This is a genomic window from Gemmatimonadaceae bacterium (assembly GCA_037721215.1).
Classification (GTDB): domain Bacteria; phylum Gemmatimonadota; class Gemmatimonadetes; order Gemmatimonadales; family Gemmatimonadaceae; genus UBA4720.
In genome coordinates this window covers 1-20,651 of sequence record JBBJNV010000037.1, presented here as the reverse complement: position 1 = coordinate 20,651, position 20,651 = coordinate 1, and the positions used below count along the sequence as shown (strand labels likewise).

The following is a 20,651-nucleotide window of genomic DNA, read 5'->3' as shown; positions in this document are numbered from 1 at the left end:
GGCGGGAAACGCGTCATTTCGCGCAAAGCTCCAGCGAGCGCCGCGCTGCCGTCCGGCAAAGCGGAAGGGACCGTTCCCGACCGGCGCGGCGTCGAATGGAGCGCCACGCATCGACGAACGACCAACTCGCGCAAGAAGGTGCTCCGGCACTATCGGCAGCTCGGCGAGCAGCGCTGGGAGCCGAGTAGGCGCGCGACTGAAGCGCAACTTCAATGTCGTGTCGTCGGCGGCAATTGCGGTGTCGAGGGTGGCGAGCTCAGCGGCGCGCGGAAACCCCGTGGCGGGATCGCGCGCCGCGAGGAATGTAAACGCCGCGTCACGTGATGTTGTGGGGACGCCGTCGTGCCAGTGGAGGTCAGGAGCCAGAAAGAGCGTCAGCGTCCGGCCCCCGTCGGCCCAGCGCCAGCTTCGCGCGAGGTATGGCCGTGGAGTCAGCGTCGAGTCGTACCGGAGGAGGGTTACGAAGAGCGCGTAGCGCTGGACCTGGCGGGACAGTGGATGCGTTGTGACGAGCGGGTTCGCTGATTCCAGGTCCGCCCCGGACGCGAGAACGAGTACATCCGGCTGGCGTTGCGGTGTGCACGATGCGACTACGAGCGCGGCAATTGCGAGTGCGGCGATTGCCAGCGCGGGGCCATTGCGGCGCCGTCTTGCGGCTCGCTTCGCAGCTCGCAGCGTTGACGCGACCAATGTCGGAGGCGATATCATCGCATGCTCTCCCCGGCCGTGTCGCGCTCGTTCGGCGTCGCCCGCGCACTCGCTCGCACCGCAGTGCTGTACTGGTGCGTGCTGTCGCTCACGTTCGTGCTCCTGCACATGGCGCCGGGCGACCCGGCTACTTTCCTGCTTCCATCCAACGCCTCCTCCGCCGACGCAGTGCGCCTTCGCGCGGCGCTAGGGCTCGACCAGCCGGTCACCGCACAATATGCACGGTGGACTCAGCGGATGCTGCACGGCGATCTCGGCACAAGCTTCACCGAGGGACGACCTGTCGTCGCCGTGCTCCGCGACGCGCTCCCGGTCTCGCTCGCACTCGGCGGCGCGTCGCTGCTGCTCTCCTTTCTCGTCGGCACGATCGTTGGGATTGTACAGGGTGCGCGGCGCGGAACGTATGCCGATTTCACACTCACGATCATCTCTGTGGTGCTCGCGGCCTCACCTGCCTACTGGCTCGGTCTCGCATGCATCGCTCTGTTCACGTACGTCGCTTCGTTGCTGAGTTTTCCGCTGTGGGCACGCCTCCCGGCAGTAGGCATGACCACGCCGGGCGCGGATCTGCACGGACTCGCGCATCTGGCGGATCTGCTGCGCCACTCGGTCCTGCCGGTGACGTTGCTCGCGGCGATCGGCGCCGCCGGTGTCGCGCGGTACGTGCGCACAAGCGCGGTCGATGTGCTTGACGCGGACTGGGTTCGCACTGCCCGCGCGAAGGGCGTTCGAGAGCGAGCGGTGCTTGGCCGTCACCTGCTCGCCAACATGCGCGCGCCGCTGGTCACCTTGTTCGCGCTGGCGCTCCCGGGAACCGTCGCCGGCTCCGTTTTTGTTGAAACCATCTTCGGATGGCCGGGCATGGGACGATTGATGGTGACGTCGATTACGGCGCGCGACTACCCGGTGGTACTGGGTAGCGCCGCTGCTTACGGACTGCTGGTGATCGTCGCGAACGCCGTGGCGGAGTCGCTTCTGCCATGGGCCGACCCGCGCCTGCGCGCATGAGACCATGAGACAATTGCATCGGCGCCTGCGGGCAGTGAGCGCGGGCAACGTCGCGCTGGCGGCGCTCCTGCTTCTTGCCCTCGGCGTGATTATCGTGCCGGCGCTCGCATCGCATGACCCGTCGCGAATCGACGACGTGTTGGCGCGCCGGCTGGTCCCGCCGTTCCGGCGCGATGCGCACGGCACGATGCACATCCTCGGCACTGACCGGTTCGGGCGCGATCTGCTCGTGCGAATGATGCTCGCCGGACGACTGTCGCTGCTCGTCGGTGTGATCGGTGCGGGGCTATCCGGTCTTCTCGGAACGGTAGCCGGCGCGCTCGCCGGCTGGCGTCGCGGAACGCTTGACCGGACGCTGATGGGACTCGCCGACCTCCTGCTCGCGCTGCCCCGTATCGTGCTGCTCCTGGTCGGCGTAGCTCTCTGGTCGCCGGGGCTCACGACGATTCTCGTTGTGCTGGTCGCGACCGGCTGGATGGGTGTCGCGCGGCTGGTGCGCGCGGAGGTTATCGCGGTGAGCGCGAGGCCATTCGTGGCGGCGGCGACGGCCCTGGGTGCTCGACCGGGCCGAGTGCTTTTCAGGCACGTGCTTCCGAATGCGATCGGGCCCGCGTTTGTCGCGACGACGCTCGGCGTCGGCAACGCGATTCTGCTCGAGAGCGGGCTGTCGTTTCTGGGGCTTGGCATCCAGCCTCCGGCTCCCAGCTGGGGCAACATGATCGCGGGCGGTCGCGACCTGCTCGTCACTGCGCCGTGGGTGGCGCTTGCGCCGGGGATCGCGCTCGTCGTGACGGTGCTGGCGACGAGCGTGGTTGGCGACGATTGGAGGGATCGAAGCCGAGGGCGGCTTACTAATCTTCGAGCTTAACGAGCACCATCACTCGTTCCTGCGACACAGCCTGAAACGTGAGTGACCCGCAGCGGGACATTGACTACTGTCGTCACGATCAGATCATCATGGCGGATCCAGCAAGGAAGCGCACCGAAAAAAACGGCCGTCTCATTACTGAGACGGCCGTTCACTACCCTTACTGAATGCTATTAAGCTGTTCCCAGAGGTCAGTGATGCTTAGCCCGTCCTCTGTAAACCAGTGCGAAGGACCGCGCACAGAATCGCTTGTATATCCATGCTTCTTCAGTCGTTCCGCCGCCAGGTCGCTCATGGAATAAAGCCGTTTGCGATCGGCCAAGAAAATTCCATCTCCCCCAACGTAAGCCTCCTCGCCTGGGATTCGACGGCCTTGATAGTCGTGCAGATACAGCTTTGACCATTGCCAGTCCGTCCTGATCGAATGAGAGCGCCAAGATTTGCTTTAGGCTTACGATTCGACTTGGGCACGACACGGGCGTTTGCTGTTGCCGCTGCGCCAAGACCGAAAAGGCGTCTGAGCGTGTCATTATTGCCTTTATGTCAACGGTTGCGCGTCTGGAGACAACGACTGGGGGCCGCCGCGTCAGTTGAGATAGTTCCTCAAAACCTGATCCGTTTGTACTCGGGGACGCACAGCGGGTCCGCTCGCCAAGTGAGTTTCGGGATTTACAATCACATCTCACGCCTGACCAGCACCGTCACTATCTCCTTTGGTGCCGCGTCGAACGCGGTCAAGGGGAACGACACGCTGCTCAGCGCCGTAAATACGGCTGACCGGGAAAGAGAGTGAACACGGCGAGCGTGTCTGAACCAAAAGCACGATCTTAGAATCGCCGATGGTCATCTATGGGCAACGAATGGAAGGAATCGAGTACTGCTACAATATTTGCTGGAAGATCGAGAGTTTCGTCGCCTGAAATACCCGCAGCGAGTGCTGGACAGCAGCAACGTTCGTAAGGTGGCAGCCCACCCACCGAGAGGTGCCTCAACTGTTCACATGGCGAACAAGGAGCTGGCCCGTCAGTTCTTGTGCAGCTTTCGCCTTCGATGGATTGTACACGGTAACGATTGCAGTGGTTTGGACGAGGCAGCCGTAGCGGCTTCTGGTAAGCTGAAGTGGAGAGCAGTTAGCGCCTTCGATTCTCATTCGCAGGCCATTCTCTTCATCGTCTTCTGGCAACATCGTCACCATCCAGGTTCCCGGTGGCAACTGCTAACTTTGCCTTTCGTTGCCTTTTAGCCGAACCGGTATCCCAAGCGATTCCTTTCCACGCGCCAAGCCGTCAAGCGATGTCGCCCTTTCATACACGTGCACGCCGACCCATCCCGACTCATTTCCGAATCTGACTTTGGCAAGCGTAACGCCGGGCGATTTGGGGATAACGCGAATTCCGTCGATTGTTGCTATGGTCGTGTCCCTTATCCACGGTGTTCCTGATAGAAGGCTAACGGAGCTGCCATCCAAGTCGAGGACATTCATACGCATTTCCTGTGCAGTGTCCGGAAGCAAAAACTGAATCGGCCCTGCGATGTAGACCTTCTTTACCGGCCTGCAGCGAATGACCGTCGATTTGTGCAAGGCACCTATCGTAACCTCCACATTCGCATCCACGGAACGTGTGCACGTGACGATTCCATTAGTCGAAACTCGAACTTCCCGTCCATTTACAAGACGGAACCGAGCATCGCTATCTGGGAGCGTCTTACCAGATACATCGAGGACGCGGATCGGGATCCGAATACCTGCGCGATTATTGATGATAATCGTATCTGACGACCCCGCGACGATACGGGCGGGCGGCTCGTTCGGCTGGGCGGGGTTGCAGGCGCTCGCGATGGCGAACACGATGAGTGCTTCCTGTGCGCGCATTCAACCACTGCTCCATGGTAGTGGGTGTCCCAACTATCAAGTGGACTGCCGACGTAGACTGCGGAGAAACAGCGAAAGCCGCAAGCGCCGAACGTTTGCGACTGCCTGAGAACTTGGATCACCGAGTCCAACTCCCACCAGCTAACAGTTGCTCGCCAGGGAACAGGAGAAAATGCAATTGCTGCAAATCCTTGCAGCCTATTCAGCCACGGTTTTCTCGAGAGCGTCACGTGCTGAGAGAACTGCCAGAGATCCAAGTCGGGCCGGCGGATCCTGCCAAGCCGAACCAGAACATTCTGAGCCTATCGGCCGGACTTCGAACCCATCGCACCCTTGTTCAAGACTTGCACGCCCGCTGCACAATCGAGTTCACCGAAAACTCCGAGCCCGATGCTCAAGCCGCTTCACATCCAGCTCCCTGAACCGCTTCCCCACCACGTTCAGCACATTCCCATCGCGCTCGAACCTTCCCCGCACTACCACGAACGTCGCGAACTTCACCACCTCGCTGTTCTCCTCCACCAGAAAGTTCGGCACGACGACATTGATAAACCCCCACTCATCCTCGAGCAGCAGAAAGATCGTTCCTTTCGCCGATGCCGGACGCTGACGAATCGTAACGAGCCCCGCCACCACAATCGGCTCCCCACCCCGCATCACCCTCATTCCGCGACTATCCACCACACCTGCAAGCCGAAGCCTCTCCCGCACGTGCTGCATCGGGTGCCCATTGAGGCTCACACCCGTAGCGAAATAATCGAGATACACCAGCTCGGTCGGTGTCAGTGCACGCGGCGAATGTATCTCCCGCGCAGCCGGTGCCAGCGGCAGCGTATCTCCACACGCCCTCAACGCCTCCCACGCAGCGCGACGCCGGTCCGGCTCCCATGCGGCAAATGCACCAGCGCGCGCAAGATGCAACGCATCAGCCTTCCTTAGCTTCGCGCGCAACACTACGTCTTCTATCGAAGTAAAAGGACGATCGGGCACCGCACTCATGACGTCGGGTCCGTAATCGTCGAGAGCAAGCGCAGCACGCGCGCGACTTCCGCCTCGGCTCTTTCCAATACTCTGGCCAACACCGATCGCCGCCCTTCCGCCCCTCGCCAGGCGTAACGAATCCAGCGTAGTCGCACCTAGCCCGCGGATATGACGCCACCCCACCCGCAACGCCGGCCCGCCTGGCTCCAGGTACGACTCCCTGTCCCCGTCGCGGCTATACCCCGACGCGAACTCTTCATCCGACAACGTCATCACGCTTCCCAACCGTTCGGTCTCATTGGCACGGTCAACGCCTTCGCGGTCGAGCGCCTCACACGAACACTCCCACTCCCCATCGCGCATGCACGGCGGACGCACCACCACCCCATGGCGCCGCGCATCATGTATCAACGTGGACGGCGGATAGAACCCCATCGGCCAGCTGTTTAACAATGCCGCAAAAAACTCTGCCGGATAATGCGCCTTGAGATACGCGGTCGCATAAGCGATGAGCGCAAAGCTCCACGCATGACTCTCCGGAAATCCGTAATTCGCGAAGCTCTTCAGGTCCTCGACAATACCAGTCGACACTCCCTCGGAGATTCCACGCTCCATCATCCGCGCCCTCAACTTCCCCAGCACATCGAGCAGCCGCGAAATCTTGCGGATATGACCCATGGTCCGCCTCAGCTCGTCGGCCTCGCTGGCGGTGTAACCCCCCAGCACCATCGCGATCGCCATCGCCTGCTCCTGAAAGATCGGAACACCCTGCGTCCGCTTCAGGATTGGCTCGAGCAACGGGTGCGCATACGTCACCTGCTCCAGACCGCGCCGCCGCGCCGTGTACGGATGGACGAACTTCGCCTGGATCGGACCCGGCCTTATCAACGCCACCTGCACCACGAGATCGTAAATGCGATCCGGCAGCGTATGCAGTATCGACGCTATCTGCGCGCGACTCTCGATCTGGAATGTCCCGATGGTTTCGCCGCGCGAGATGAGATCGTAGGTCTTCTCGTCATTCGCCGGCAGCTTGTACATCTGCGGCCGCTCGCCCGTTCGCACCTCGATATAGTCGAATGCGCGCCTCACCAGCGACAACGCGCCCAGTCCCAGAAAATCGAACTTGGGCACTCCCACAGTATCGAGATCGTCCTTGTCGAACTGCACGATCGTCCGGCCCATCGTCGTATGCTCGATCGGCATGTAATCACCAAGCGGCATCGACGACAACACAAAGCCCCCCACATGAGTCGCCCGCAGCCGCGGCAGATCCTCGAACGCCGCCATCGCCGAGAGCATCGCCCGCCCTCTCGCATCGTCCACGCACAAACCGAACTTCGCGCCAAGCCCCCCCCGAACCTTCTCCGCACCCTCGGCCGGATCGTCATAATGCATCCGCTTCGACAAATCATTCATCTGCTCGACAGGATACCCGAACGCACGCATCGAATCACGCAGCGCGTTCGGTCCGCGATACGTCTGCACAATGCACGCAATTGCCGAGTGGGAGCGTTGATAGTGGTCGTACATGTAGTCGAGCACTTCTTCGCGACGGTCGTGCTCGATATCGACATCGATGTCGGGCGCCTCGGTTTCGCCACCGATGCGTTTCTCTGAAAGAAACCGCTCGAACAACAATCCATTTGCGACAGGATCCACCGCCGTCACCGCGAGACAGTACGCGACCGCCGAATTGGCCGCACTCCCGCGACCCTGACAGAGAATGTTGCGGTTGCGCGCGAATCGCACCGCGTCCCACATCACCAGAAAGAATCCCGCAAAGCCAAGCCGGTTGATTATCGCGAGCTCGTGCTCGATCTGCCTGGTCTGCGCGTCGCTCAGCTCACCCCATCGCTCCCGCGCGCCCTCGAAGGTTTTCTCGCGCAGGAATGAGATGTCGGTGTGGCCCTCGGGAACGGCGAACTTCGGCAAGGGGGGCCGCAGCCACGCCAATTCGAAGCCGCACTCCGCCGCAATCCTCTCACTCTCCGCCGCCCCCTCCTCGCGCCCCCTCCAACGCTCGGCTACATCCTCCTGGGATAACAACCGCCACTCACCATTGGCGTGCAGCAACCCTCTCGCCGCCGCACTCTCGATGGTAGTGTCATACCTCAACGCCGTCAGTATGTCGTGCACCAGCCGACTGTTCGTATCTCCATACCGCGGATCGTGCGCCGGAACCCATGGGACCCCATACGTTTTTGCGAGGTCAATCAGCGCACTCGCAAGAGCCGCCTCGCAACCACCGGTGTGATGCAGCTGCACCTCCACCGCCAGCCGCTCGCCGAACACCTCACGCCACTCACCAAGCACCCGCGCCGCCGCCGAGTACTCGCACGCCTGGATGCGCGCTCCGATGGGACCTGAGGACGGCCCGGTGAGCGCGTGTACACCTGCACTCCGCTCCGCTACCTGCTGCCACGTCACCCGCGGCCGCCCTCGTGTCCTGGCATTCTGCCCCTTCTGCCATCCGGCAAGCACGCCCACCCGCGCCCGCGTCACCAGCGACGCGATGTTGTGATACCCCTCCTCCGTCCGCGCCAGAAACGCCGCCGGACGGCCATCCACGTTGAGTTCCACGCCGATCACCGGCTTCACCCCCTGCCGCCGCGCTTCCAGCGCGAACCGGACTATCCCACCCAAGTCGGCGGTGTCGGTGATCCCGATACTGTGATACCCAAGCTCGGCGGCCCGCTTTACGAGTGCCTCAGGGGTGAGGGCGCCATCACCAAATGAGAACGCCGAATGGGCGCGGAGCTCGACGTAGGGCATGACATTATGGTAATACCGAACAAAGACCGAAGCAAGAACACGGAGGGATGCGGTTACTGAGCTGATTTTCCGGGATTATCCGCGTTCCGAATGGGCAGCCAACAGCAAAACGGTTTCCCCCGAGACCGCAAGAAAACCACGGGCGCACTGCGAGAACCGCAGCCCGAACCACTCTTCATCCTGAGAACCCAATGAACTTCCAGCTCTGGTCAAACCCGGCTGTCGTGCGAACAGCAAAGTTGCAACCCACCGGGCTCCGCGCAGCAGCAACAATCAAGAGACGCACGAGCCGGATTGCCTTTGCCCTTGGCTCCCTTTTATTCCTGAGCGGTACATCGCTTGTCGCGCAGACAGCAGTTCAGGTGGGCATCCCGCAAGGCGCGCATCCGCAACCTGCAATGCCCACGGCACCGAAAGGCTTCGATACGCGAGACCCCCGCGTCAGACGCGCCTTAATGGGCCTTGGCGGAGAAATGTTCGGGATATTTGCTGGAGGCTTCTTCGGAGTCGCATTAGCGGAACGCTGCAATAAGGCTTATTCCTGCGGGCTGGGCTATCTCATGATCGGCTCATTCGTCGGACAGATCGTTGGAACTGCAGCTTTTGCCGCGGCTGCTCCGAGCTACAGCGCCTGCAGCGACAAGCATCGCTTTCTACGCGCGCTAGCAGGCGCTAGTGTCGGCGCCGTCGCTGGTGTCGCTTCGCTCGCCGTCGCGGGCGGTGCGGGGATACCAGTCGTGCTCCTGGCTCCCCCTGGAATGGCGGCCCACGCACTGAAGAAATGTTAGGCGTGCATCAGCATGCACTCACACGAATCGCAGGATGTGTCCGCACGATTCAAAGCGCGGATCCGATGATTGGCATTCGACGCTGGGCCGTAATGAGCAGCGCCGTCGTTGTGCTGACCGCCGGCACCGTGACATCCTTGCCGGCGCAGTCGCAATTACAGTCTGGCATTGTGAAGCCCTCAACTTTCCGGGTGTTGATAGTCGAGCCGGCAATCGCCACCCACAAAAACTGCATTCAATGCACACGCAGACAGGCCGGGTTCGGAGGACAGTTGCTGGGAGTTCTGCCGGGAGCCGCGTTAGGCTATGCACTTGCCGGCAGATGCAGCGGCCCCGGCGACTCATGTGAATTTCATGGCGTCGCAGAGATGTTCGCTGGCGCACTGACCGGTGCTGTCACAGGCACGGCTCTCGCCGCCGCCATTCCACGAGGCTCGAACAAATGCAGCTACCGTGGCCGATTCGGGCGCGGGCTGATGGGCGCGTCGGTTGGCGCCGCATCCGGCGTCGCTCTCGTTGCCGTCGGCAGCTTTGCCGGAACGCCCATTGTCACAACCGCAACCGCACTCTTAGCCACATTGGGACCACCGTTCGGGGCGGCCTTCGCGTTAAAGCCCTGTTAGCTCACTCGACCTCCAGCAGCCGACGATCGCGAAGCTGATCCGATTGCTCCGGCCTTTCCGCGTTACTCCCTGGACCTAACAGGGAGCAGGCAATGAGGATCGACACGTCGCGTATCATCGAGAGGGCTGTGAGAGGATTCGGCACAGAAGCACGGGACGGATCCCGGATCCGTTCGCGAATACATTTCGGAGCGACCTTCGCTATCGCATGCATGGTCGTTCTGGCCGGCAGATCTCTGCCAGCTCAGACATCACTGCAGTCGGGAATTACGCAACCAATTCACTCGCGGAGTTCACTGCCGGATTCCAACTATGCGGGCGACTTACGGAGCCTGCGGTTCGAGCGTACCATGGTCGGCCTGGGCGGAGAGATCGTCGGGTTTCTGGGCGGCGGCTTCGCCGGGTACGCACTGGCGGGCAAATGCGGACGCTACAACTGCGAATGGCACGGGTTCGCCGAGTTCGCGATCGGTTCGGTAATCGGAGGCGTCGTCGGAACCGCAGCGATGGCCGCAACATCCAAGGGCTACAACAACTGCACCCACGGCCACCGCTTCAAGCGCGCCCTTGCCGGTGCAACTATCGGCGGTATTCTCGGCGTTGCTGTCCTCACCACCGGTAACATAGCAGCGATACCCGTTGCCACTCTGACGGCACCGGCAGCGGCGGCGTTTGCACTGAAGAATTGTTGACTCCGCAACGCCCGAGCCTCCGCGGCCGGTCATGCGCTGACTAATTGGCTCTGCGATGCATGGTGCCACCGCCGCCCATTGGCCTGCATACTATACCACGTCGGCACCTCGGGCTCGGTTCTGGTAGTGTCGAGAGTTGTCGACGCCGTCACGCTGTCCTGCGGCAACAAGGCGGTATTATTCGCCCATGCTGATTCGCATCCGGAAATGCCCTGGCACTTTTGTGCTGTGTTTCTTGCTCATTGTCGGCGCCACCACCGGGGCCGCTGCACAAGACCTGTCTGCCACTGCCGGAAAAATCCCCACCGGAGTTCGCGTCTGCGCCGGCGGAGACGTGTTGCTCGGCACCAATTTCGACACCACCTGGACGACGGTTGCCAACCGTCGCTACGGGGTTCGCATTCCCCCTCTGCCCGATCCGGCTTCCCTTCTGGATCCTCTCCGCGAATCGGTGCAGGACGCAGATATCATTCTGCTGAACATCGAAGGCGCAATCGGACCACCAGGTACTGGCTCCACCAAGTGTTCGCCACATTCCACCCGCTGCTTCGCATTCAGACAACCGCCGGCGGCCGCGATCGCGCTCGCCGAGTTCAACCTGAACGCACGCATGGTTGGCAATATCGCCAACAATCATTCGCGCGACGCCGGGGAACGCGGCTTTCGCACGACCGCCAGGCTGTTACGTGATGCGGGTGTCGCCGTGACCGGTGAGGACACCCTCGCCACTCCGGTCTCGACAGCCAGCGGCGATACAGTCGCATTCCTCGGCTTTCATACCTCAAACGAGACACCCGACGCGCGAAACATTTCAGCAGTGCGCCGCCACGTCGGGCGTGCCGCCGCCCGATGGCCGCGCCTTGTCGTCACTGCCCATATCGGCGCGGAAGGAGTATCGGCTCAGCGCACCCCGAACCACGTCGAGCAGTTTCTCGAAATGAACCGGGGCAACGCGGTTGCATTTGCGCGCACTGCGATCGCCGCCGGCGCAGGATGGGTCGTCGCCCATGGGCCGCATGTCCTTCGCGCAGCTGAATGGATTGGTGACGGTCTCGCTTTTTATTCGCTAGGCAACCTCGTGACCCACGGTCCGTTTCGAAACGACGAGCCGATAAATCGAGGCGCGCTTGCATGTGCCACCCTCGATGAGCGAGGTCGCCCGGATGACGTGCAACTCATCCCAACCTGGCAGCGGTATCCGGGGAACGTCTCAGTCGATGCCTCACGCCGCGCCCTGCAGCTCATCGACTCTCTGTCGAAGCTCGATTTTCCGCAGACCGGAGCAACGGTGGATTCTACCGGCGCCGTGACGAGGCTGCGCCCGGAGCGTTAGTGATCTGCTTCTGTAGTGGTGCCGGTGATCCGCTTGACCACCCACGATGGGGCAGCGGATCAGGCCGTTCCTACCGCCGAACCGCTGGCTCTTGGAGCGCGAGCCGCCGCACACCGAGCCAGGGTTTGATTCCGCGGCTTGGCGCTCTCTCCACCAGCGACTCGACCACACGCCCCGAAACGCTGGATGCATGCACAAACCGCCCGCTACCTACGTAAATGCCGACATGAGACACCCGGCCGCCGTCGCCAAACGTCAGCAGATCGCCAACACGAAGTTTATTCACCTCGCGTGGAATAGCGTGCCCCAGTCGGGCCTGCTCGGCGGAATTGCGAGGCAATTGGAGGTTGGCCACCTGCATGACATACCGAACCAAGCCGCTGCAGTCAAAGCCGCCCGCGGGACGTTCACCCCCGTATGTGTAGCGCGTTCCAACCTGCCGGCGCGTGATTCTCATCACGGAGTCGAGGAAAACAAGGCTCGGCATTTTCATGAGGCGACCCGCTCTCGACTCCGCGCGAGGCTCGCGCAAGAACTGCGCTTCGCCCGTTACGGGGGCGAAAACACTCGCCGCAAGCAGGATGAACATTCCTGCTGTCAGAGGGGCCTTCACACTACAACGCATAAACAAGTTTCAGCGGTCGGAATTGGGAATGAGCCGCATGTGTGAGGACGGGCGGCGCACGAAGGATCAACCGGTGTCTGCAAATGGCACCGTAAAGGAACAACAGCCTCAGATTAACGACTGGTCACTGCACGGGAACGTAACATACTGGTCACTGGCGCCCGTTTTCCGGCACTGATCCCGGGAGAGCTTCCGCGGCGTTGCGCTCAGAAGCGATTTCGCCGGCGTGGATCTCTGGAGTCCTTTCATCGGCACTGACCCCGTCCAGCTCACCCGTGACCACTCCCTTCGCCGTCACTCCCTGATCGCTCATCAGATGCGCCAGCCACCGCGACTCCTCGAATCCCTCCAGCAGAAATTTCGTTCCGATCGATAGCGGAATCGCAATCAGCGCACCGATTGGCCCGAGGAGCCAGCCCCAGAACAGCAGCGACAATACGACGACGAGCGCCGAAAGGTCGAGGCTTTCACCGACAAACCGCGGCTTGAATACGTTATCGACCAGAAAGTTGATAACCGTGTAACCGACGACGACGAGCGCGGCGCGGGTGAACCCGAACTCCACCAGTCCGAGGAGAGCTGGCGGAACGAGTGCTATCGCGAATCCGATGTTGGGCACGAAGCTGAGGAGAAACGACAACACCCCCCAGAGAATCGCGAAGTCGATTCCAAGCAGGAGCAGCACTGTCGTATTTATGGCCGCGGCGATCAACCCGAATATCGAATTGATCACCACGTACTCACGGATGCTCTTACTGAACCGGTTGAACTGCTCGACTCCCGTCGATGATGTTGCAAGCGCATCGCGCAGCTTCTGCGGATAGCGCACAGCTTCAAGCATCATGAAGGCCATCAGCAGTACGAGAAAAAACAGATTGCCGACCGCCGATGTAATCTTGCGAACAAATGAAAGCGCATAGCCAACCAGTGCGCTGGGCCGCAGCATGTCTCCGGAAAACAACCGCGACGAGTCGATCGGCAGATCGGACAGCCTCTGGGAAATCGTTTGCTGCAGTGCTTCGACCCGTGGCTGGTAGCCGGGCAATTTGTCCTGAAGCTGAATCAGTGACGACCATACGAGAGCGACAAAAAGAGCCATGCCGACCACGCCGAGCAGAATCCCGGTAAGCGCCGCGACACTCGGGCGCCAGCCTTTGTTCCGCAGCCATGCAGACCCGGGGCTCCAGGCAATAGTAATGATGAATGCTACCACCACCGGGCCGATGATAGGCGCGGCCACCCGCATGCCCGCCAGCACGGCGACACCGCTTGCAACGGTGAGAAGCATTCTGCCCAGTGGAGAAAGGGCCTGTGTCATAGCTGTCATCGAGTGAGAAATTAGCACGAGCGCGGTGCCACCGTGATATTTGGACTCACCTGTCAAGTGAGATTTTTCAATGGCATCTTCAAGTCGTCGCGGTTTCCTGCGCGAATCGCTTGCGTATTCCGGTACGGCACTACTGGCCCCATCGCTGAGCGGCCTGATAGCATGTACGAAGCCGGCGGGCGATTCGTCACGCGCTCCGGCCCGCCGTGTCGTTACAGGCAAGAGCGGATATGGGCCACTTGTCGCAGCCGGCCCCGAGTTATCGCTGCCTGCGGGCTTTAATTACACGGTTCTCAGCACGTCAGGTCAGCCGATGTCAGACGGGCGACCCACGCCAAACGCGTTCGACGGCATGGCGGCGTTCGCGTTGCCAAGGGGTGGCGTGAGACTGATACGAAATCACGAGAACCGTGATACTCCGCTTACGTCGTCGCTGAAAGGCACTCCCGCGCTCGCGTACGATACAAAGGCGGGAGGCTGCACTGTTTCTCTCGATGTCGAGACGCCATGGAACGGACCTCCGGTGGTTGTGCGCCAGTTCGTCAGCCTCAGCGGGACAATTGTGAATTGTGCGGGCGGTCCAACGCCGTGGGGAAGCTGGCTGACATGCGAGGAGAGCACGCACGGCATCGCGCAGGGCTGGAGCCGGGATCACGGATACGTTTTTGAAGTCCCGTCGAGGGCAAACAGTGAAGTGCGCTCGATTCCGCTTCGCGCGATGGGCCGGTTCGTTCATGAGGCAGTGGCTGTCGATCCGGCAACGAGCATCGTGTATCAGACGGAGGACCAGATCACGGCTGGTTTTTATCGGTTTATTCCGCGCACCAGGCAGCTGCTTGCCAACGGCGGTACGCTTCAGATGCTGGGTGTGAAGGGATCGCCCAGGTACGATGCTGCGATCGGCCAGACTATCGGCAAGGTTCTGCAGGTTTCATGGTTGCCGATACCCAACCCGGATCCCGCTACAGCGGGGACTGATCCGGCCGCCGTTTTCAACCAGGGCTATTCGGCTGGAGCCGCGCGGTTTTCGCGCCTCGAGGGATGCTGGCATGCGGATGACAGCATCTATTTCAGCGCTACAAACGGCGGCAATGCGCAAGCGGGGCAGGTGTGGCGATATCGTCCCACAAATCACGCCGATGGCGAATTGACATTGGTGTTCGAATCACCATCGAGAGATGTTCTCGATTCGCCCGACAACATTACCGTCAGCCCGCGCGGTGGAATCGTCATCTGCGAAGACGGATTCGGCGAGCAGTTCGTTCGCGGCCTCACGCCCGACGGCCGGATCTTCGATGTCGCAAAAAATCTTCTCAACGTCAGCGAATTTGCCGGGGTCTGCTTCAGCCCCGACGGCGCCACGCTTTTCGTGAACATTCAGGGTGCAACGCTGGATGCCGGCAGCGCGCGCGGCATGACGTTCGCCATTCAGGGGCCGTGGGAGAGGGGCGCGCTATAGATAGTAGTTGCCAGCGTACGCGCACGCACCGACGCGGCAACGCACGCCACTGCCCTAGCGGCACATTGTCGTTCCTGAATCCGTCGCGCCGCCCCGCACGGTGGGAACAAATTCCCAGGCGTAATCACGCGCACCCAGTTTGAGGCGCAGAACTCCGTCAGACTTATCTGCGCGGCGCTCGGTGTTTGGCTGCGCGAACAAGGCCGGGTAGTGGGACCGGCCGCCTGTGCCGACGATGAATTCCCTGATACCGCGCGTGCTGTCGAGCACCCCGGCGGCCGTCTGCGGCGCAAATCGTTCATAATGATGGTCGTGACCGGAGACCACGACATCAGCTCCGGACTCATATAGCAACTGCCAGATCGCACGCATCTTCGGACCGCTTCCGTGCAGTCCGGAGCTGAACAGCGGATGATGCCAGTACGCAAGCGTGCACACCGACCGGCTTGCGGCCAGATCGTCCTTCAACCATTGCGCCTGCGCTGAGCCGGCCGTCGCATCGATGTTGCTGTTGAGCGAGATAATGTGCCATGCGCCGAGGTCGAAGGAGTAATAGCCGCGGCCGGCTGGTCCGGCATTCACTCCGAAGTAATCGAAGTACGGCTTGGCATCCGCCGTGACGTACTCGTGGTTACCCGGTGCCGGCCGTGTTCGGGAGCGGTGCCTTCCCCATGACGGTTCGTAACAGTCAGCGAACTCGCGAGCGGTTCCCGATTCGTACGTAATGTCGCCGGCGACAATGATCGTGCCCGGCATGGTATCCACGAGAGCGGCCGTTGCTTCGTCTCCCTGCGAGTCGCAGGCAGCGATGTCAGCTACGGCAATGAGCGTCTCGAACGCCGGCACGGTTTCCTTACCCGGATCGACAACGTTCGACCCCGTGCATGTAACCGCCGCAACCGCGAACGCTGCGGCAGCAAGTATCAGGATAGGAATACTTTTCTTCACTTATGGTAATTACGCAGGTGGGACCCCATTACTGGTAGTCGTAATGGGGCCTGGTTTTCTCAGTCCCACCACCCCTGCATGTACCACTCCCCACTCCGTGCCTCCCGAAAAATCCACACAAGCGTCCCCTTATCCGTCACGCACCGGTAGTACTCACGAGCGTAGGGTTCTTCCCATTGTCCGCCTGAAACCCGGTCCGGGCCGGCCACAGATTCTATGGGAACCCATGCATCTTCATCTCGATATCCGAGCGGCAGCTCATGATCCCTCCTGCGCACCGTCGTCACCACTATCCTTCTGGGCACAGCAAGCAGCTGGAGAGTAAGACGCGGATCGGCGGCATCAGTCGATCCTTTTGACATGTGCGCTCTCGCCGCGTGAGCCGGTTCCATGCTCGCCCAGGTCGTGCGCCGCTCGACGAGCGGATGCCGGCTGTTCGACGGCACCACGATCACCGCACCCTGATCATCGAGCAGCTGTGCGACGGTTTCCTCGGTCGCGCGCGCGGTCGCAAAGCCGCGGTCGAAGATGTCGCCCTGCCGCTCGACCTCACCGGTTGCAGAATCCACCCTCAACACAATTCCCGTTACTGCATCGCTCAGCGTGATGCGATCGAGATGCGTGCGGATGAGACGCATCCATGCCCTGCGGCTCGAGGTCGCCCGCGAAGGGCGCACGGGATGCTCGTAAGTCTCCTTGCTTGCCAGCGAGAAAACCAGCGTCATTTCCCGCGCACACAACCCTCGGCTCGAGAGCGCGGTGGAAACATTGTCGACGAGCGCATTGATGACAAAGACCAGTCGCTCGGGATCGGTGAGAGTGTAATCCACCCAGTCGAGTGAGGCCTCCGGGAGCGAACGGGACATCGGAGTGAAAATCAGGCGCCGGTCGTCCGCGCGGGAAAGCCGCCACAGATGCACTCCCTCCGCACCAAACCGGACTTCCACCGATTCCTGATCGAGCCGGGCGAGATCGCCGCAGCTCTCGATTCCGACGCCATCGAACAGTGCGGTGAGGGGTGGAGACGGAGCCAGGACAGAGATCGCGTGGCCGGCCAGAAAATCGCGATCGTCACCCGGCACAACGATGGTTATGGCCTGTAAAAAATGGGGATCGCCGCTTCCATATTGCGCGGCCACCTCTGCTGCAACAGGCACAATTGCTAAACCTAGTTGCGCTGTAATGACGCTTTGCTGTCTTAATTGTGATAGTAAAACTGACCCAATCTTACCGGTGTCCAGACTTTTGCCGTCAGCCCAGATCAAGCCGCGGCCTGTGTCCAGTGATACCCGAGGGACAACCGCGAGCACCGCCGGGGCAAACCGGAGGAGTTCAGGGCTTTGAGCCCAGACGGAACTCCAGATGCAGATAAAAGTCATGAGTGCGGGTAGTCATCTAGCCCGAATAAATACCGAAGCAAGAAAAGCGCCGTTGCCAGTGCATTACCTCCCGGCACCAGCAGACTCGCGAATGTGCGTCATATTTCCACGCTGGGGAGCGGGATGGCCTTCATGTCATCACCCGCAAGACTCCAGACGGCTCAACAACACTCGGGCGCATATCATGCTCACCTTCAGCTCGCCATCGGGCGCGCTACTCACCGCGCTCCTTTTTCTCGCGGGATCCGGTACCTCCGCTCAGCCGCCACGCGCAGCCGATCGGTTCGCAACGCTCGCAAATGAGTTCGTCCTCACGACGCTTGCATTTTCCCCATCCGGCGCGACTCAGGCGGGACTTCACCGGTACACCGATCCGCGCACCGGCCGCACGCTGAACCTCGACCAGATGCTCGATGATTACTCGCCGGCAGCCCTGGCGAGCCAGCGCGCGTTTTACGAAAACTTCCGGCGCCGGCTCACGAGACTCGACGCAACTCGTCTCGAATCGCAGACTCAGGCCGATTACGAGATCCTGCGGAACGCCGTCGGCTTTGCTTTCTACAGCATGGATGAGGAACGATTCTCCCGCTGGCGACCGCAGATCTATCCCGAAAACCTTGGCTCGGCGTTGTTCAGCAACATGTCCCTCGAGTATGCGGACAGGAACGTTCGCGCCCGCGACCTTGCAGCGCGACTCGAGAAAGTTCCCGCATTCATGGACCAGGCAGTCCGGAACCTCACCGGCTCCAACGACATCTTCCGGCGAGTTGCGATCGAATCAGCCGATGGCGTAAGCGACCTCATCAGGACCACCGGCACCACATTTGTTCGCGGCACTCCGTCGGAACGCCGTTACGCGCGTGCCCAGCCCGCCGCGCTCGCGTCCATCGGTCGTTTCAACAAGTTCGTTCGCGACGAGCTCCCCAAGCGTGAGCAGCGTGACTGGCGAATGGGCAAAGCAAAGTTTGACGCCAAGTTCCGGTATTACCTGCAGGTAAGCGGCACTCCGCTGGATCTCCTGCGCATTGCCGAAGACAGTCTGCGTTCCACGCGTCAGGAGATGTACCGCCTCGCGCTACCGCTGCACGATCAGTGGTTTCCCGGCCACCGCCACGACGCTTCCACTCCCGATGTCCTGCTGAACGGCATCGTCAGTGAAGTGATGGCGCGCATTGGCGCCGAGCACGTGCAGCGGGACTCGATAGTGCAGCAGGGGCAGCGCGATGTGGAGATGCTCCAGCGCGTAGTGACGGAGAAGCGGCTGCTATCGATTACCGATTTCTCGAATATCCGCGTGATACCGACACCGCTCTTCATGCGCGGTATCTACGGAGTGGCTGGCGCAGTGTTCGCCCCTGCGCTCCAGCCGAAGCTGAGCACCTTTTACTGGGTCACACCTATCTCTTCAGAATGGACAGCAGAGCGCGCCGAGTCGAAGATGCGGGAGTACAACAGGTATCAGATGCTGCGCCTGAGTATTCACGAGGCGGTGCCCGGCCACACCGTGCAGGGCGAATACGCGAACAGGATCACCCCCGAGTGGCGCCGGCTGCTGCGCGTCATTTATGGCAATACTCCATATGTCGAAGGCTGGGCCGTTTACGCCGAGCGGGTAATGGAGGACGCGGGCGTGAATGCTGGTGATCCTGTGAAGATGCGCCTCAACGGCCTCAAGTGGATGGCCCGCATTTACATGAATGCCATTGTCGACGTCCGGTTGCACACCATGAACATGAACGGCGATTCCGCGGTCACTCTGATGATGCGGGACGCGTTTCAGGAACGGCCGGAAGCTGAAGCCAAGCTTCAGCGGGCGCAGCTTGATTATGTGCAGTTGATGACATACATGGCCGGCGCGCACGAGTGGACGAAGCTGCGCCGCGATGTGGAGATAAAAGAGGGCCGGGCGTTCAACATGTGCCGGTACCATGACACTGTTTTGCTTTACGGGCCGGTATCGGTGCCGACTGTTCGGCGACTTTACATGGCGGGAGTTGGGGTGGGCGGCAATCGTGAGGCTTCCCGCTGTATGTAGTGCGATCCTTCGGATTGAGAACTAACCGCGGGTAGTCCTCAAACCGCAGTCAGGTCAAATCATCGCTATGACTGCCCCAGCAGAAGTTCCTCCAGCGCGAGCCGCGTCTTGGGCAAGAGCCGGCTTCCGTCGAAATATCGCGTGACGATAGTCATTGCCTACTCGGTCGTCTCAATGTTGAGACACCTGAGCAGACACCGCACATCATTGAGGTCGTGAAATTCCCCTGCGGCGACCCACAGATGAGTGCCCGGAATTTCAAGGGGTCACCCCTTTGACCATCACGCCTCTTTTGCTGCTGCCATGCTCCGCGCTTAAGCTCGCAATCCGCTCGTCAACACCTGTCGTCAAAACGCCTATGTTGTGCGCCACTGATAATGTCCCCTTGTGCGGCCATTAGAAATGTCCCCTAGCATGTTGCTCTCTCTTTGGAGCGAGTGGCGTGGTGGAGCGGACGGCGATGAGCGGACGGGAGTTAGAGCGCGGATCAGTTCTTGAGAGAGTTCAGCTGGGGTCGATCGACCTTGGCGCGGCGGCATCGTTGCTGGGACTTTCATATCGTCAGACGAGGCGGGTGAATGCTCGCTACAAGGCACACGGCGGAGCCGGCCTTGTGCACCGGGGCGCGGGGCGGCCGTCGAATCGGTCGCATCCTTCGGCCGAGCGTGAGATGGTGATGTCGCTAATCAGGAAGCACTACGGAGGGAAGAAGGAGAGAGGGCCGCATGAGCGATTCGGCCCGACGCTCGTAGCGGAGCATCTCTGGACTGATCACGGCGTATTGGTGGCTGTCAGGACCCTTATGCGATGGATGATCGATGATGGTCTTTGGTCGAGGGCACGGAAGACACGCTCGGTGAAGCACCCGAGGCGCGAGCGAAAGGCTCGATTCGGCGATCTCATCCAGCTCGATGGCAGCTTTCACGACTGGCTCGAAGGGCGGGGCGGAATGATGACCCCGTGCCTGATGACGATGGTGGATGATGCCACGGGTCTGACGCTCCTGTCGTTCGAGGACCATGAGACGACTTGGGCCGCGACCAGGGTGCTCCGTGCATGGATCGGCGAGTACGGCATTCCTCGGGCTCTCTATACGGACTGGAGGAACGTCTACAAGCGACTTCTTACCGCTGGCGAGAGGGCCCGGGGGGAGAGCGAGGCATTCACCCAGTTTGGCCGGATGTGCGAGAAGCTCGGGATCACGATCATCGCGGCCTCAAGCCCGCAGG

16 protein-coding genes are annotated in these 20,651 nt (G+C 61.2%); 9 read left to right on the top strand and 7 right to left on the bottom strand.

Going from position 1 to position 20,651, the window contains the following annotated elements; translation table 11 throughout:
* On the bottom strand, positions 1-708 hold a 708-nt coding region (locus WKF55_15910), incomplete at its 3' end, for an ABC transporter substrate-binding protein (protein MEJ7761067.1).
* A 3-nt stretch (positions 709-711) separates the two neighbouring features.
* Between WKF55_15910 and WKF55_15905 the strand changes: the two genes are divergently transcribed.
* Together WKF55_15905 and WKF55_15900 are read left to right on the top strand one after the other, a co-directional pair.
* Entirely contained in the window at positions 712-1,716 is a 1,005-nt protein-coding gene (locus WKF55_15905) for an ABC transporter permease (protein MEJ7761066.1), read from the top strand.
* Between the two features lie 4 nt (positions 1,717-1,720).
* Positions 1,721-2,584, top strand: coding sequence for an ABC transporter permease (locus WKF55_15900; protein MEJ7761065.1), 864 nt, complete (start codon positions 1,721-1,723; stop codon positions 2,582-2,584).
* A gap of 1,216 nt (positions 2,585-3,800) precedes the next feature.
* Here WKF55_15900 and WKF55_15895 read toward each other — a convergent pair.
* Both WKF55_15895 and WKF55_15890 read right to left on the bottom strand, forming a co-directional pair.
* On the bottom strand, positions 3,801-4,457 hold the full coding sequence (locus WKF55_15895; GenBank protein MEJ7761064.1) for a hypothetical protein: 657 nt from the start codon (positions 4,455-4,457) through the stop codon (positions 3,801-3,803).
* 369 nt (positions 4,458-4,826) lie between these two features.
* Positions 4,827-8,213 carry an error-prone DNA polymerase gene (locus tag WKF55_15890; GenBank protein ID MEJ7761063.1) on the bottom strand — a complete coding sequence of 1,129 codons (3,387 nt, stop codon included), beginning with the start codon at positions 8,211-8,213 and terminating at the stop codon, positions 4,827-4,829.
* A 191-nt stretch (positions 8,214-8,404) separates the two neighbouring features.
* Here WKF55_15890 and WKF55_15885 point away from each other — a divergent pair, with 191 nt between their 5' ends.
* The 4 genes from WKF55_15885 to WKF55_15870 all read left to right on the top strand — a co-directional run bounded on the left by WKF55_15885 (position 8,405) and on the right by WKF55_15870 (position 11,649).
* Positions 8,405-9,001 carry a hypothetical protein gene (locus tag WKF55_15885; GenBank protein ID MEJ7761062.1) on the top strand — a complete coding sequence of 199 codons (597 nt, stop codon included), beginning with the start codon at positions 8,405-8,407 and terminating at the stop codon, positions 8,999-9,001.
* 65 nt (positions 9,002-9,066) lie between these two features.
* Positions 9,067-9,624 carry a hypothetical protein gene (locus WKF55_15880; GenBank protein MEJ7761061.1) on the top strand — a complete coding sequence of 186 codons (558 nt, stop codon included), beginning with the start codon at positions 9,067-9,069 and terminating at the stop codon, positions 9,622-9,624.
* 92 nt (positions 9,625-9,716) lie between these two features.
* Positions 9,717-10,316 carry a hypothetical protein gene (locus WKF55_15875; GenBank protein MEJ7761060.1) on the top strand — a complete coding sequence of 200 codons (600 nt, stop codon included), beginning with the start codon at positions 9,717-9,719 and terminating at the stop codon, positions 10,314-10,316.
* A gap of 187 nt (positions 10,317-10,503) precedes the next feature.
* On the top strand, positions 10,504-11,649 hold the full coding sequence (locus tag WKF55_15870) for a CapA family protein (GenBank protein MEJ7761059.1): 1,146 nt from the start codon (positions 10,504-10,506) through the stop codon (positions 11,647-11,649).
* A 70-nt stretch (positions 11,650-11,719) separates the two neighbouring features.
* On the opposite strand, the gene WKF55_15865 is transcribed toward WKF55_15870, so the two are convergent.
* Both WKF55_15865 and WKF55_15860 read right to left on the bottom strand, forming a co-directional pair.
* A complete protein-coding gene (locus tag WKF55_15865) occupies positions 11,720-12,262 on the bottom strand; it encodes a C40 family peptidase (GenBank protein ID MEJ7761058.1) in 543 nt (180 codons plus the stop codon).
* A 163-nt stretch (positions 12,263-12,425) separates the two neighbouring features.
* Positions 12,426-13,592 (bottom strand): AI-2E family transporter, encoded by a 1,167-nt coding sequence (locus WKF55_15860; protein MEJ7761057.1) that lies wholly within the window; start codon positions 13,590-13,592, stop codon positions 12,426-12,428.
* Between the two features lie 79 nt (positions 13,593-13,671).
* Here WKF55_15860 and WKF55_15855 point away from each other — a divergent pair, with 79 nt between their 5' ends.
* Complete coding sequence (locus WKF55_15855) at positions 13,672-15,060, top strand: alkaline phosphatase PhoX (protein MEJ7761056.1); 1,389 nt, start codon at positions 13,672-13,674, stop codon at positions 15,058-15,060.
* Positions 15,061-15,114: 54 nt separating this feature from the next.
* Here WKF55_15855 and WKF55_15850 read toward each other — a convergent pair whose 3' ends face one another.
* Together WKF55_15850 and WKF55_15845 are read right to left on the bottom strand one after the other, a co-directional pair.
* On the bottom strand, positions 15,115-16,008 hold the full coding sequence (locus WKF55_15850) for a metallophosphoesterase (GenBank protein MEJ7761055.1): 894 nt from the start codon (positions 16,006-16,008) through the stop codon (positions 15,115-15,117).
* 59 nt (positions 16,009-16,067) lie between these two features.
* Complete coding sequence (locus WKF55_15845; protein ID MEJ7761054.1) at positions 16,068-17,165, bottom strand: hypothetical protein; 1,098 nt, start codon at positions 17,163-17,165, stop codon at positions 16,068-16,070.
* Between the two features lie 406 nt (positions 17,166-17,571).
* Here WKF55_15845 and WKF55_15840 point away from each other — a divergent pair, with 406 nt between their 5' ends.
* Both WKF55_15840 and WKF55_15835 read left to right on the top strand, forming a co-directional pair.
* A complete protein-coding gene (locus tag WKF55_15840; protein MEJ7761053.1) occupies positions 17,572-19,422 on the top strand; it encodes a DUF885 domain-containing protein in 1,851 nt (616 codons plus the stop codon).
* Between the two features lie 460 nt (positions 19,423-19,882).
* Positions 19,883-20,651 (top strand): ISNCY family transposase (locus WKF55_15835; protein MEJ7761052.1); only part of this gene is annotated, 769 nt, incomplete at its 3' end.